This window comes from Hymenobacter jejuensis (assembly GCF_006337165.1).
Classification (GTDB): Bacteria; Bacteroidota; Bacteroidia; order Cytophagales; family Hymenobacteraceae; genus Hymenobacter; species Hymenobacter jejuensis.
This window is the reverse complement of sequence record NZ_CP040896.1, coordinates 682,949-696,564: the sequence shown is the minus strand read 5'-3', so window position 1 is coordinate 696,564 and position 13,616 is coordinate 682,949. Positions and strand designations below refer to the sequence as shown.

Genomic DNA, 13,616 nt, shown 5'->3' with positions numbered 1-13,616 from the left:
GGCGTGCGCCAGCAACGCAATTTTGGTTTATTCTTCAGTCAAAATCCCATCAGGTATATAGTAAGTTGCTGCGTACTGCAATTCTTCTTCGTCTTTTTTGAAATCTTCAAACGCTTTGATATACCAAGAAGGATCTGTAGGGTCATTTGTAACTTCTTCGTAAGTCACAGCCCAGTAATATTCACCATTTTTCCAAGGCTCGATCCCATAAATTCCTAAGCCAAGCTGTCGAACTCGTTTTAAAACAATCTCGAAGTCTAGCGCTGAAAAGTATTTAATTGAAGGTACATCAAACCCAGTGTTCAAATTTGTGAGGCCAGTGAAGACAAACTTGTCTAAGTATAATTCCTTTTTCAACCTGCCTTCTAATCTATTCATGCTTTTCTATTCATGCTTTTAGTTAAACCTTGTTTTTAAATTAATTGGGTTATCTGATACTGGCAATGGAGTACAGATTTGCAAATGCAAATTTAATGAGAGCCAAGTCGACCATTATCGACTTTCTTCTCGACCTGCACTACCTCCAACTCATCTGCACATTCCGCCAGCAACTCCGCCACGGTTTTGCCCAGTACCGGATGCAGCACTTCCGCCGCAATTTCGGCTAACGGCACCAACGCAAAGCGGCGTTCTGGCAGGCGCGGATGGGGTACTTGGAGCTGAGGTGTATCTGCTATCTCATTGTCATACAATAAGATATCAATATCGAGGGTGCGGGCGCCCCAACGGATGCGGCGCTCGCGGCCGGCTTGCTGTTCTATTTGCAAACATGCCGCCAGCAACTGCTCGGGGCGTAAGGTCGTTGCGAGCTGCACGGCTTGGTTGAGAAAAGCAGGCTGATCTTCTAGGCCCCAAGCCGCCGTTTCGTATACTCCCGATACCGCCACCACACGTCCGGCCGACGCGTTTAGCAGCTGAATAGCTGTCCGTAGAGTGGCGGCTCGGTCACCGAGATTGCCACCAAGCAGGAGGTAAGCCGTGGAAAAATTAGCTTCTGCCATTATAGCCCGCGAAAGAAGGCAATGGTGCGGTCGGCAACTTCCTGCGCCTGCGCAGGGAGGTGGTTTTCGTCCCAGGGGTGTTTGCCGCCGAACATGTGCCCGGCCCCCGGCACGATCACCAACTCAGCTTCGGGTTTCCAGCTTTTCAGGGCATGCGCCATTTCTACTGGCAGCGTTTCGTCCTGATCGCCGTGGATAATAAATAAGGGCTGGCGGAGCTTTTCGCGCACGTTGCGCGGAATGTCGAGGCGCTGCTTGTTGGCGAAATAATCTTCTACCAATTGATAGTACATGGGCATGCGCTGGCCGGTGCGCGAGTTGTCTACGTACTGCACACCGTTTTCCTTCCACTGCCGCATGATGTCCTCCGACCAGCGTTGGTCGATGTCGTTGATGGGTGCCCAAGCGGCTACGGCCCGCACGCGTGCGTCTTCGGCCGCTTTCAGCATCACCAGCCCGCCGCCGCGGCTGTGGCCCGCCAAATACAAGCGCGACAAATCCATTTCTGCTGCCGGAACGGGCGTACCATTTGGCTCGTGCAGGCGATCCAGTAAGATGCCCAGGTCGTCAAGCTCCAGGCTGAAATTGTTCTGACCGAAAGCCTCCATGTCCTCGAGGTCGCCGGTGCCGCCGGGCACCACGCCGTTGTGCGACAGGTCCAGCTTCACGAACACAAAGCCGTGGTGGGCAAAATAGTCGGCGAGCACGTTGAAATGGCCCCAGTCTTTGAAGCCTTTAAAGCCGTGCACAAACACCACCACTGGTTTGGGCTGGCCAGTGGGCACGTAGCGAGCGTCGGCGGCGAAGGGGCGGGTGTGGCGGGTGCTGCTCAGCAGAAACTCAACAACAACAGGTGACGTATCGACGGACATTTTCTTCAGCAAAAGTGCGGGTGAACAAATCGTAGTGAAAGTACGAGGCTAAAACCGCTACGGATACTGCGAGGTTAGGAAACCGTTGCGCCGCCCCGTATCATTGCACCGCCTTTACCCGTCGATGAAAGTATCCCTGGATCAAATACAGGCCCCTATTGCGGCCGACATGGAGGAATTTGAGCGCAAATTCCGCGCTTCCATGCAAAGCCGGGTGATGCTTCTCGACAAGATCATGGGCTACATCGTGAAGCGCAAAGGCAAGCAGATCCGGCCGATGTTCGTGTTTTTTACGGCCAAAATCTGCGGCGGCGACCCACTGCCCGAAGCTACTTTCCGGGGCGCGGCGCTCATCGAACTGCTGCACACGGCTACGCTGGTGCACGACGATGTGGTAGATGAGTCGAATTACCGCCGGGGCTTCTTTTCCATTAATGCCCTGTGGAAGAACAAGATAGCGGTTCTGGTCGGCGACTACCTGCTGTCGAAAGGCCTGCTATTGTCGCTGGAGCACGACGACTACGATCTGCTCAAAATCGTGTCGAATGCGGTACGGGAGTTGAGCGAAGGCGAGTTGCTGCAAATCGAAAAGGCGCGCCGCCTCGACATCACAGAAGACGTGTACTTCGAAATCATCCGCCAGAAAACCGCTTCGCTGATTGCGTCGTGCTGCGCGGTAGGAGCGTCTTCGGCCGGCGCCGACAAAGCCACCATTGAGCGGGCCCGCCTGTTTGGGGAGAAAGTCGGCATTGCCTTCCAGATCAAGGACGACTTGTTTGATTACGGCACCGACGAAATCGGCAAGCCCGTCGGCATCGACATCAAAGAGAAAAAGATGACGTTGCCGCTCATATATGCCTTGCAGCAAGCCGATTGGCTCACGAAGCGCCGCGTTATTTTCAACGTGCAAAACAACGACGGCCGCAAAGACCGCGTGCAAGCCGTAATTGATTTCGTGAAGAAATCCGGTGGCCTAGACTACGCCATTGCTACCATGCAACGCTACCGCGACGAGGCCCTGACGTTGCTGCGCAATTTTCCAGAGTCACCCTCTCGCACCTCGCTAGAGCAGTTGATCAACTACACCATCGAGCGGGAGAAGTAGCGGTATCGTAAGATCGGGCTACAGCAGGCAATGCCTTGTATTGGGTAATAAATTGATAATCAAGTGATTATAAAAAGAGTTGTCCTGGATATCCAGGACAACTCTTTTTATGAGTTGACAGGGGTCGGCTGCTTCTCGGCAGAGTTGCCGCGATCCGTGGTTCAGACTAGACTTCCGGTTCGGCTACCTGGTAGCTTACGCTGCCTTGTGCTACTTCCGAAACGTCGAACATCACGCCGTCGAAGGTGCTTTTCACGGTGATTTCGTGCGTCATGTCGCAGCTGGGGCACTTTACTTCTTCTTTTTCATACTGCCCGTCGTCTTCCATTGAGTTGGCCAGCAAGTCGGGTGCGGGCACGCCAATCAGGTCTGTAAATACTTCGGTGTGACACTTATTGCACTCGAATTTCAATCCGACGGTGCGGCCCTGAAGTTCATCGACGGGAGCAGGGGTGTTGGGTTTTTGCTGAATCCACATAAGCGGGAAAGAAGTTGGTGTTGGAGAAAGGAGCGAGAGCATCGGCGGCGCTCGTGAGGCGGCGCTTGTTGGGAAGTGTACGCAAGGCATCTCAAAAAGGTGAAGCCCAGCCGCAATCGGCTCAGCCAGACCAAGACACACTAGCAGCGTTCGGGGCTTGTATTTACCTTTAGGAATAGCCCTCACAATTTCCTTATGCCCGCTACTTCACCTGTTGTTGGACGGTTGCCGGTGGTGCCGCGCCTGCGCTCCTTGCGCAACTCTATGGCCTTGGCAGCCAATCCGTTGCCAATGCTCGACTCGTACCTCAACGAGCTTGGCGATTCGTTGATCATGTATTTGGGCGGCGTGCAGAAATCGCTGCTGACCCGCGATCCGGGCCTGATTCAGCACGTTTTGCAGAAAAACCACCGCAACTTCCCGAAGTCGTGGATGTCGTTGGGCTTTGCCCGCTACATGGGGCACGGCCTGCTGACCAGCGAGGGCAACTATTGGCTGCAACAGCGCCGCCTGATTCAGCCCGGCTTTCACCGCCAGCGCGTTGCCGCGCTTACTGACCTGATGCTGAGCGTAATCGACGATTGCCTGGACCCGCTGAAAAAACAGGCCGCGCAGCAGGGTGGGGCTGTGGAAGCGCCGGTGCACGAGATGATGACGACCCTGACGTTTCGCATCATTGCGCGCTCGGTGTTTAGCAGCAATCTGCCCGAGGCCGAATTGCAGCGAATGGCGTGGCTCATCACGGCGATACAGGCGTTTTACGTGCGCAGCGTTCGGCAGCCGTATTTGTTTCCGTGGCTTACCGTAACCGGCCAGTATCGCCGTCACGACCAGTATGCCGCCGAACTGCGCCGCCTGATGCTGAAGTACATCCGGGAGCGTCAGCGCAGCGGCGAAACGCACGACGACTTGCTGCAAATGCTGCTCGATGCCCGCTACGAAGATTCCGGCCAGCCCATGACGGAAACGCAGGTGCTCGACGAAGCTGCCATTCTGCTCGTGGCAGGACACGAAACCTCGGCCAATGCCCTTTCGTGGGTGTGGCATTTGCTGGCCCAGCATCCGGAAGTAGTAGCGAAGCTGCGGCGCGAAATGGCGGAAGTATTAGGCGATCGACGGCCCGCATTTGCCGACTTGCCCCGGCTTGGTTACGCGCTGCAAGTGGTACAGGAAACCATGCGCCTGTACCCGCCCGCCTGGATTACGGATCGCATCAGCCTCGAAGACGACGAATACAACGGCGTATTCCTGCCCAAAGGCACACTGATATCCATCTATCTCTACGGCGTGCACCATTCGCCCAAGCTGTGGGACGAGCCGGAAGTCTTTCGCCCCGAGCGTTTTGCGCCCGAGCAAGTACGCCAACATGCGCCCTACGCCTACGCGCCGTTCGGCGGCGGGCCGCGCCTGTGCATCGGCAATCAGTTTGCGCTCACCGAGATGCAGCTGGTGCTTCTCGAAACCCTACGCCGTTTCGACGTGGAGCCAGTGGTGCAGCCGCCCGTACAACTGGAACCGCTCATTACGCTACGGCCCCGCCACGATTTTCGGGTGCGGTTTCGGCTCCGGACGTGAACCGGCGCGAACTTCCTGCTTGCTAATCTCTGCCATTAGAAAGCAAAAGCCGTCGGTTGTGCTTAGCAAATGTGCTATGCACAACCAACGGCTTTTTCGCAATTCATAACCGTCAGGTAATCTGATGGTTATGAATTATTCTTTTAGTAGCTCGTCGATGGTTCTATTGAACTCAGCGATTTCGGCATCATAATATTTACCCGTGCCGGGGCCGGAGAAACCCGTATGGATCTTCCGTACTTCGCCTTTTTTATCTAAGAAAATGGTTGTCGGAAAAGCCAGAACCTGAGCCAGTTGTGGCAACGACTTGCTGGCCGAGTCTTTGTTCGATACGCCCGCAACGGCGATGTCATATCCCACATGCATGCGTTCGCGCATTTTCACGAGGCGTTCCGACGCCTTCTTTTGGTCGGAGCTGCGCTCGTAGCCTAGGCCGATGATTTCGACGCCGCGGCTCTTGTTCTTTTCATACCACGGCGCCAGGAAATTGGTCTCGTCCATGCAGTTGGGGCACCACGAGCCCAGAATCTGCACCACCACCACTTTGCCCTTGTACTTGGGGTCGGAAGGGGAGATGACGCCGCCTTCGTAGATGTTCGGAAACTTGAAATCGAGCTTTTTCTGACCGGGTTTCATGCCAGTAAGGGTGTTGACGTCGGGGAGTTTGGCGTTCGCGTCGAGCCGTCCGGTCCAGGTTTCGTGGCCGCTTTTACCGCTGTAGAAGTCGCCTTTGATGATGGTATTGATGTCGCTGTTCCGGTTGGCAGTGAAGAGAAATCCGTGGCTGCCATCAAACGTGCTTACTTTCAAGGTGTTCCCGTCGACCTGGCCCGCCAAGTACCGGTAGTCGCCGGTAGTCGTAAGGAAGGTGCCCGTTACGTCGGTGCCGTTTTGCTTGAAAATGCCCACTGCCGGATACGTTTTGCCATCGTCCTCTTTGAAGGTGACCGCCCAAGTACCGTCGAAGGACTGAGGCTTCGCATTGGAAACCGGAAACAGTTTCTGCTCGCCTTGTGTAGCGGTAAAGGGCACCCGGTACGGGTCTTTCGTGTCGTATTTTACCCAAGTGCCTTTTAGCTTATCGCTGCCATCTGCACGTACAACCAGCGCAGCATCAAAGGCGCCCAACCGAATGGTGGTAGAGTCGCCGGCGGCTTTGATTTCGTCGAGCTTTAATTTTTCCGCGCCGTTGCGCAGGTACACGGCCACGGGTTGGTTGTTATTACCGGATTCTACTTCAAACAGAAACGGGATTTCCTGGCCCTGCGTTGAGAGCACGCCGCGCCAGGTACCCGCTTTCAGGTAATTGGTGTTGGTAGCGGCCGACTCGCCGCTGGCGGCTTTTTCGGAGGAAGAGGAGTTGGAGGTGCAGGCCGCCGCGGCCAGCGCAAGACCGGCCCCAGCGAGCACCTTGCGAAAAGAGAAGGCAACAGGCATGATGGAAAAGAAAAAAGAGAAATTCGACTCTAAACCAACGATAAGGGCAACTGGTTTTGTAAGGTAAGGGTACAAAGATAACTTTGGGTCTCGCAACGCAGGCCGCCTATATTTGCGTGCCCGCTCGCAGGAGCCTAACCTCTCACAATCTTTCCTTCTTTATTATGGCGTTTGACTTAGAAATGATTCAGGCCGTGTACGCCGGCATGGGGCCGCGCATTGAAGCTGCCCGTGCTGCCGTTGGCCGCCCGCTCACGCTGGCCGAGAAAATTTTGTACGCTCACCTGTATGGCGGCAATGTAACTCAGGCGTTTGAGCGGGGCGTTTCCTACGTCGATTTCGCTCCCGACCGCGTGGCTATGCAGGACGCAACCGCCCAAATGGCGCTGTTGCAGTTTATGCAAGCCGGCAAAGACAAAACGGCCGTGCCGAGCACTGTGCACTGCGACCACCTCATCCAGGCCCGCGATGGTGCCGAGGAAGACTTGGCCGTGGCCAACGACGAGAACCGCGAAGTTTATGACTTCTTAGCTTCGGTGTCTAACAAATACGGCATTGGCTTCTGGAAGCCGGGTGCGGGTATTATTCACCAAGTAGTGCTGGAAAATTACGCCTTCCCCGGCGGCATGATGATCGGCACGGACTCGCACACCCCGAACGCAGGTGGTCTGGGCATGATCGCCATTGGCGTGGGTGGCGCCGACGCCGTCGACGTAATGGCGGGCATGGCCTGGGAGCTGAAGTTCCCGAAAGTGATTGGCGTTAAGCTGACCGGCAAGCTCAGCGGCTGGACGGCTCCCAAAGACGTAATTCTGAAAGTGGCTGGTATTCTGACCGTTAAGGGCGGTACCGGGGCTATCGTCGAATACTTCGGTGAAGGTGCCGAAAGCATGTCGTGCACGGGCAAGGCGACCATCTGCAATATGGGTGCGGAAATCGGCGCCACCACGTCGGTATTCAACTACGACCAGAAAATGGCCGAATATCTGCGCGGCACCAACCGCGCCGAGATCGCCGACTTGGCCGAAGGCGTTGCCGCGCACCTGCGCGCCGACGAAGAAGTGTATGCGCAGCCTGAGAAATACTACGATCAGCTGATTGAAATCAACCTGTCGGAGCTCGAGCCGCACGTCAACGGACCGTTCACGCCGGACGCCGCTTGGCCTATTTCACAGTTTGCCGCCGCCGTACGCGAGCACGGCTGGCCTGCCAAACTGGAAGTAGGTCTGATTGGCTCGTGCACCAACTCGTCGTACGAAGACATCACCCGGGCCGCTTCCATCGCTGAGCAGGCCGTAAGCAAAGGCCTGAGCGTAAACGCCGAGTTCACCGTAACGCCCGGCTCGGAGCTGGTGCGCTACACAGTAGCTCGTGATGGTCTGCTCGATACGTTTGCTCAGATGGGCGGTGTAGTATTGGCGAATGCTTGCGGTCCGTGCATCGGGCAGTGGGCACGTCACACCGACGATCCGAAGCGCAAGAACTCGATCATCACGTCGTTCAACCGCAACTTTGCTAAGCGCAACGACGGCAACCCGAACACGCATGCGTTCGTGGCTTCGCCTGAAATCGTGACGGCTTTCGCCATTGCCGGCGACCTAACCTTCAATCCGCTTACCGACACGCTGACCACCAAAGACGGCCAGCAGGTGCGCTTCGACGAGCCACACGGCCTCGAAACGCCACCCCAAGGCTACGCTGTAGAAGATGCTGGTTATCAGGCGCCTGCTGCAAGCGGCCTTGGCGTGCAGGTAATCGTTGATCCTCAATCTGATCGTCTGGAGCTGCTGGAGCCGTTTAAGGCTTGGGAAGGCACCGACCTCCACGGGCTGCGTTTGCTCATCAAGGCCCAAGGCAAGTGCACCACCGACCACATCTCGATGGCTGGCCCTTGGTTGAAGTATCGCGGTCACCTGGACAACATCTCCAACAACATGCTCATCGGGGCGACCAACGCTTTCAACGGCGAAGCCAACTCGGTGAAGGACCAGCTGACGCAGGGCACGCCCTACAACACGGTGCCCGCTGTAGCCCGCACGTATAAGTCAATGGGCATTGGAACGGTGGTCGTAGGCGACGAGAACTACGGCGAAGGCTCTTCGCGCGAGCACGCCGCCATGGAACCTCGCCACTTGGGCGTCCGCGCCGTGATCGTGAAGTCGTTTGCTCGTATTCACGAGACCAACCTCAAGAAGCAGGGCATGCTGGCCCTCACGTTTGCCAACAAGGCCGACTACGATCTGATCGAGGAGGACGACACCATCGACATCCTCGGCCTGACCGATTTTCAGCCCGGCAAGCCGTTGCAGGCCCGTCTGCATCACACCGACGGTGATACCGACCTCATCACGCTGAACCACACGTACAACCAAGGTCAGATTGAGTGGTTCAAAGCCGGCTCGGCCCTGAACTTGATCCGTTTGAAAGAAGCTAGCGGAAGCAATCTTTCGCAGAAGTAATTGATAATTAAGTGTTTATAAAAAGCCGCTTCCTAAGCAGGAAGCGGCTTTTTTTATTTCTCTGCTCGTTTGAAATCGTAGCGGCCTCAAATACACTTTGGGGCCGCTGCTGAAAATTTCCTTTCTTCCCGAATGAGTGCTTCTCCCAAACAGGCGATTTCGATTGTAGGCTTTTTCATCACACTGGCCGGGGCAATACTATTTTCCACGAAAGCCATTATCGTAAAAGCCGCTTTTGGCAGCACGCACACCGACGCCGTAACGCTGCTCACGCTACGGATGCTATTTGCCTTGCCATTTTACGTCGTGACGGCCTTTGTAATAAGTCGTCACAAAGACAATGTGCGCATGAAACCCCGAGAATGGGTATTGGCGATTTCGCTGGGATTTTTGGGGTATTATTTGAGCAGTTTATTTGATTTTGTTGGCCTACAATATGTGTCAGCTGGCTTGGAACGTCTGATTTTATTTTTGTACCCGAGCTTCGCAGTATTCATCAACGCGTATTTTTTCGGGCAGCCTATTTCCCGCATCCAAAAAGTGGCGCTGCTGCTTACGTACCTGGGTATTGCCATTGCCTATTTTGGTGAACTGCAATTGGATACAAGCAACCCGCATTTTCTTTTTGGCAGCTTTATGGTCTTTTTATGCGCAATTACTTATTCCATTTATATCGTTGGGAGCGGGAAAATTATTCCTAAAATTGGTGCTGCGAAATTCACCGCCTATGCGATGATGGCGGCAACATTTGGCGTATTTTCTCACTTTGCTTACACAGGTCATTTCCAGACTTTAACTACCGGAAAAGAGTTGTGGCAATTTGGATTATTATTGGCCGTAGTAGCCACGGTTTTGCCCACCTTTATGCTGTCGCAGGGCTTAAAAATGATTGGCTCCAATAATGTGGCAATTATCAGTGGGGTGGGGCCGGTATCTACCATTTTGCAGGCGCATTTCGTCCTGGGCGAAAAGATATTCGCGGAGCAAATATTCGGAACCGTTTTAGTTGTGATCGGGGTGTTGCTGATCGGCTGGAAGCGCAAGCCCGCCGAACTACAGCCCGCCTGATTGGCTTACGCAAGCAAAAGCCGGCCTCCGAGGAGAAGCCGGCTTTTGCTTGGTTGTGGTGCCGTGCCCTACTTGGACGTGACGCTATTTGAGTTTTGTTTGACCATCTGGGCTTCCGAAATCGGCTGCCAGGTGCCGTCGCCTTTGCGCTCTTCGGTGAGCATGCGCATGTGCGTGTCGTCTACTTTGGTCCGCGTCACGCGCGAATGGTTGGTGATGCCCATGAACGCTCCGTCGCCTTCCATAATCAGCTGGTTGTTGGCCCAGCCATTGCCCGTTGCCATGTTCCAGCCCGTGCCGGTTTCGCCGGCTTGCATGCTGGCCTGCACCCACCGCCGGCTATGGGGCTCGTAAGCCATCACCGGGACGTATTTGCCATCGGGCTTGTTGGCTCTGGTAAGCATCATGGGGTGCTGCGGATCGAAGCGATAGACGGCGGTGTCCGAGAAAGTGCGTTCGGGAGAAATAGCGCTGGCGTATGACTTGCCGGTGGATATCCAGGTGCCCTCCAGCCAACGGGCTGCTTCTATTTCGGGCAGCGGAGCAGTGGGCAGCATCAGCGCGGTAGGGTCGAGCTTCATCACTTCGGCGGCCTGCTCGTCGTAGGTTTTGTCAGGATGCGGCGTCTGCAAATAAGCGGCCACGGCATCGGCGCGCTTGCGGTCTTCAGCGAGGCTTTGGGTGTACTGAGCCGGCGTCATGATCTTGCCAACGGTCAGCTCAAAAGTGCCCTGCGCGGCTTTGGGCTCGAAGGGCGCGACTTCCAAGCGGTAGCGCCCGGTTTGTGGTGCTACTAGCGTCACGTATTCGGTGCCCTGCCGGTCGGTTGGCGAATCGAAGGAGGCAATTTTCTTGCCGTCGGGGCCATAAGTATTGATTACGACATCGACGCCTTTTTGCAGCACGGTGGCTTTCAGCGCCTCTCCAGATTTTAGCTGCACCTGGTAGTCGTAGCTGGTGCTACCCTGCATGGGCTGGGTGACGGCTTTTCCCGCCTTCAGCATAACTGCACCCGACTTGTTCTGAGCCAGGCCCGAGAGCGACAAAACCAACAGAAGCGGCAAAACCCGAGTAGATTTTCGAAAATTCATGGCAATAGGAATAAAGGTGGGAAAGAGTTCAGTTGAAGAAGGTACACCTTTATTATTTCTTGATCAATCACATAATCATGTGATATTCAGATGTTTATGCCATAATAACGGAATTGTCACAACTACGAAGATGCCCAGATCCAGAAAATAAAAACGGCTGCCTTGCCGAAGCGAAAGCAGCCGAAAACGGCAGAAATAAAATGTGCTTAAAGGGTTAGTTGAGCCACACCTCGGCAACCGTTTCGAAGCGCCGGGCTGCAAATGCGCCATACGGAGCTTCGACGTGAAAACCGAGAATGTGTACCTGGGGTTGGCCGGTGTGAGCACTACGCAACACGCGCACCGGATACACGCGCCCGGCTTCGGGCCACTCGCCTACATAGTCTGCGGGGCGGCTGCTGGCGTCCACGCAACGAGCATAGTGCTGGACGGGAGAAGGTACAGGAAGCTTTACTTTCGACATATGCAAAGATACAAATATTTACTAAAACTAAAAAAATTGGAAGAAATAATTATATGATATATCAGGGAAATTATTGCGCAATGATAAGATTAAAATGAAATTAAGCCAGGAATATACCGCTATAAAAAACTATATTAATTGAACAATCTCAGCAGATGAGAAAAACAATTTGCTAAAAAAATTAGTAAATAGCAGCGTCGGTTGCGTAGTACTATCTATCGGCCTGCGTTCTATGAGTGAAGTTGTCTATTTTGAGTTGGCAGAAGATGCGCTGCCGCTGGAGTTACCCCTGATGGCGTGCCCGGTGCCCGCTGGCTTTCCGTCGCCTGCCGACGGCTATTCCGATCAAACCCTGGATCTGCACCGCTACTTGTTTGAGCGGCCCGCTTCCACCTTTCTGGCCCAGGTAACCGGCGATTCGATGCTGGGCGCTGGCATCAATCCCGATGATTTTATTGTCGTCAACCGGGCTATTACTCCGGTCGATGGGCACATTGTGGTGGCGGTGGTGGAGGGTGAGCACACCGTGAAGCGGCTGCGGCAGGAAAACGGGCGCATGTGGCTGGAAGCGGCCAACGAGCGCTACCCAGCCCTCGAGCTGCCCGACGACTATCGGTTTGAGATCTGGGGCGTGGTTACCCATGTCATTCACCCTTTTATGAAAAAGAAAACGCCCGTTGCGGCCTGGGCCAACCAGCCCCGAAAATGGTCGCCGTCTTAGCAAGCCAAAACTATAGCTATGTATGCGCTAGTCGATTGCAACAACTTCTACGTCAGCTGTGAGCGTGTTTTTCAGCCGCGCTTTGTCGGGGTGCCCGGCGTGGTGCTCTCCAACAACGACGGCTGCCTGATCTCGCGCTCGGACGAAGCCAAAGCGCTGGGGCTGAAAATGGGAGAGCCTTTTCACAAGGTGCGGCCCTTTCTGGAGCAGCACGGCGTGTGGGTGCGCTCGTCTAACTACGCGCTCTACGGCGATATGTCGCGGCGCGTAGTGGAGGTGCTCAGCTTGTTTACGCCCGAGGTAGAGGTCTATTCCATCGACGAGGCTTTCCTGAACTTGGCCGGCCTGCGCTACGCCGCCCCTGATTTGGTGCAGTATGCCACCGAAATTCAGCGTACGGTAGCCCAGCACGTAGGCATCCCGACCTGCGTGGGCGTAGCGCCGAGCAAAACGTTGGCGAAGCTGGCCAACCGCCTGGCCCGGAAGCTGCCGGAAACGCAGCCGCGGGTGTGGGTGCTCGACACAGAGGCCAAGCAGCAGGACGCGCTCCGGCGCATGCCCATTGAGGATGTGTGGGGCATTGGGCGACGCTACGCTTTAAAGCTGCGTGACAACGGCATCGGGACGGCGGCTGAGCTGGCAGCAATGCCCGAGCCGTGGGTGCGGCGCCATATGGGCGGAGTGGTAGGTGTGCGGTTGTGGCGCGAACTGCACGGCCACTCCTGCCTGAGCTTCGACCCGCAGGAGTGCGACGAAGAGGGCCAGTTGGTGTCCATTGGCGCCTCGAAGCGAAGCCTGACGCATTCGCGCTCTTTTGGCAAGCCACTCTGCGAGCATCGTCTGCTTCGCGAAGCCGTGGCCACATTTGTTGCCCGCGCGGCCGAAAAGCTACGACAGCAGGGCAGCGCCGCCCACGTGCTCACGGTACTGCTCGGCACCGATAAATACGCGCCCACTGCCGGCCCCAGTACCCACACCACCGTCGTGACGCTGGCCAGTGCCTCCGACGACACCAGCGAGCTTACCCAAGCGGCTCTACACGGGCTGCAGGAGCTGGCCCGGCCGGGTGTGTCTTATCACAAAGCTGGCGTCGTGCTCAGCGGCCTCGAACCGGCCACGCAACGGCAAATGGGCTTGTTTACCAAGTCGCCCGAACTGTTAGCGCAGAGCAGCAAACTCATGGCTGCCCTCGACACGCTTAATGCTCGGTATGGGCGCCAAACGGTGCGCTACGCCGTCGCCGCCGACCGCGACCCCGTTTGGCAGGGCCGTTCCGCTTTCCGCTCTCCACGCTACACAACGCATTGGCCGGATATCTGGAAAGTGAATTAATATAAATACTTAAT

13 protein-coding genes are annotated in these 13,616 nt (G+C 55.6%); 6 read left to right on the top strand and 7 right to left on the bottom strand.

All coding sequences use genetic code 11. The features are described 5' to 3' along the window. Window positions 1-27 precede the first annotated feature (27 nt). The 3 genes from FHG12_RS02650 to FHG12_RS02640 all read right to left on the bottom strand — a co-directional run bounded on the left by FHG12_RS02650 (window position 28) and on the right by FHG12_RS02640 (window position 1,873). Window positions 28-378, bottom strand: coding sequence for a hypothetical protein (locus tag FHG12_RS02650; protein ID WP_139514147.1), 351 nt, complete (start codon window positions 376-378; stop codon window positions 28-30). Between the two features lie 92 nt (window positions 379-470). Next, window positions 471-1,001, bottom strand: a complete 531-nt coding sequence (folK, locus tag FHG12_RS02645; protein WP_139514146.1) for a 2-amino-4-hydroxy-6-hydroxymethyldihydropteridine diphosphokinase — start codon at window positions 999-1,001, stop codon at window positions 471-473. Continuing rightward, window positions 1,001-1,873, bottom strand: a complete 873-nt coding sequence (locus FHG12_RS02640) for an alpha/beta hydrolase family protein (protein WP_139514145.1) — start codon at window positions 1,871-1,873, stop codon at window positions 1,001-1,003. The genes folK and FHG12_RS02640 overlap by 1 nt, the downstream gene beginning before the upstream one ends. 124 nt (window positions 1,874-1,997) lie before the next feature. On the opposite strand from FHG12_RS02640, the gene FHG12_RS02635 reads away from it, so the two are divergent. After that, window positions 1,998-2,978: a polyprenyl synthetase family protein gene (locus FHG12_RS02635; protein WP_139514144.1), complete on the top strand. Its 981-nt coding sequence runs from the start codon at window positions 1,998-2,000 to the stop codon at window positions 2,976-2,978. 166 nt (window positions 2,979-3,144) lie between these two features. Here the strand turns inward: FHG12_RS02635 and FHG12_RS02630 are convergent, their stop codons facing one another. Then, on the bottom strand, window positions 3,145-3,456 hold the full coding sequence (locus tag FHG12_RS02630; protein ID WP_139514143.1) for a hypothetical protein: 312 nt from the start codon (window positions 3,454-3,456) through the stop codon (window positions 3,145-3,147). Window positions 3,457-3,651: 195 nt separating this feature from the next. Between FHG12_RS02630 and FHG12_RS02625 the strand changes: the two genes are divergently transcribed. Continuing rightward, entirely contained in the window at window positions 3,652-5,031 is a 1,380-nt protein-coding gene (locus FHG12_RS02625; RefSeq protein WP_139514142.1) for a cytochrome P450, read from the top strand. A gap of 135 nt (window positions 5,032-5,166) precedes the next feature. Here the strand turns inward: FHG12_RS02625 and FHG12_RS02620 are convergent, their stop codons facing one another. Then, window positions 5,167-6,468 carry a peroxiredoxin family protein gene (locus FHG12_RS02620; RefSeq protein ID WP_139514141.1) on the bottom strand — a complete coding sequence of 434 codons (1,302 nt, stop codon included), beginning with the start codon at window positions 6,466-6,468 and terminating at the stop codon, window positions 5,167-5,169. Between the two features lie 164 nt (window positions 6,469-6,632). Between FHG12_RS02620 and FHG12_RS02615 the strand changes: the two genes are divergently transcribed. Both FHG12_RS02615 and FHG12_RS02610 read left to right on the top strand, forming a co-directional pair. After that, the gene (locus FHG12_RS02615; RefSeq protein WP_139514140.1) at window positions 6,633-8,927 is read left to right on the top strand and encodes an aconitate hydratase; all 2,295 of its coding nucleotides are present in this window, start codon (window positions 6,633-6,635) and stop codon (window positions 8,925-8,927) included. 132 nt (window positions 8,928-9,059) lie between these two features. After that, window positions 9,060-9,995, top strand: a complete 936-nt coding sequence (locus tag FHG12_RS02610; protein WP_139514139.1) for a DMT family transporter — start codon at window positions 9,060-9,062, stop codon at window positions 9,993-9,995. Between the two features lie 68 nt (window positions 9,996-10,063). On the opposite strand, the gene FHG12_RS02605 is transcribed toward FHG12_RS02610, so the two are convergent. Both FHG12_RS02605 and FHG12_RS02600 read right to left on the bottom strand, forming a co-directional pair. Then, window positions 10,064-11,086 (bottom strand): PPC domain-containing protein, encoded by a 1,023-nt coding sequence (locus FHG12_RS02605; RefSeq protein WP_139514138.1) that lies wholly within the window; start codon window positions 11,084-11,086, stop codon window positions 10,064-10,066. A gap of 214 nt (window positions 11,087-11,300) precedes the next feature. Beyond that, window positions 11,301-11,549 (bottom strand): hypothetical protein, encoded by a 249-nt coding sequence (locus FHG12_RS02600; RefSeq protein WP_139514137.1) that lies wholly within the window; start codon window positions 11,547-11,549, stop codon window positions 11,301-11,303. A gap of 232 nt (window positions 11,550-11,781) precedes the next feature. Between FHG12_RS02600 and FHG12_RS02595 the strand changes: the two genes are divergently transcribed. Together FHG12_RS02595 and FHG12_RS02590 are read left to right on the top strand one after the other, a co-directional pair. After that, the gene (locus FHG12_RS02595; protein WP_139514136.1) at window positions 11,782-12,270 is read left to right on the top strand and encodes a LexA family protein; all 489 of its coding nucleotides are present in this window, start codon (window positions 11,782-11,784) and stop codon (window positions 12,268-12,270) included. A gap of 18 nt (window positions 12,271-12,288) precedes the next feature. Beyond that, window positions 12,289-13,602 (top strand): Y-family DNA polymerase, encoded by a 1,314-nt coding sequence (locus FHG12_RS02590; protein ID WP_139514135.1) that lies wholly within the window; start codon window positions 12,289-12,291, stop codon window positions 13,600-13,602. Window positions 13,603-13,616: the final 14 nt, after the last annotated feature.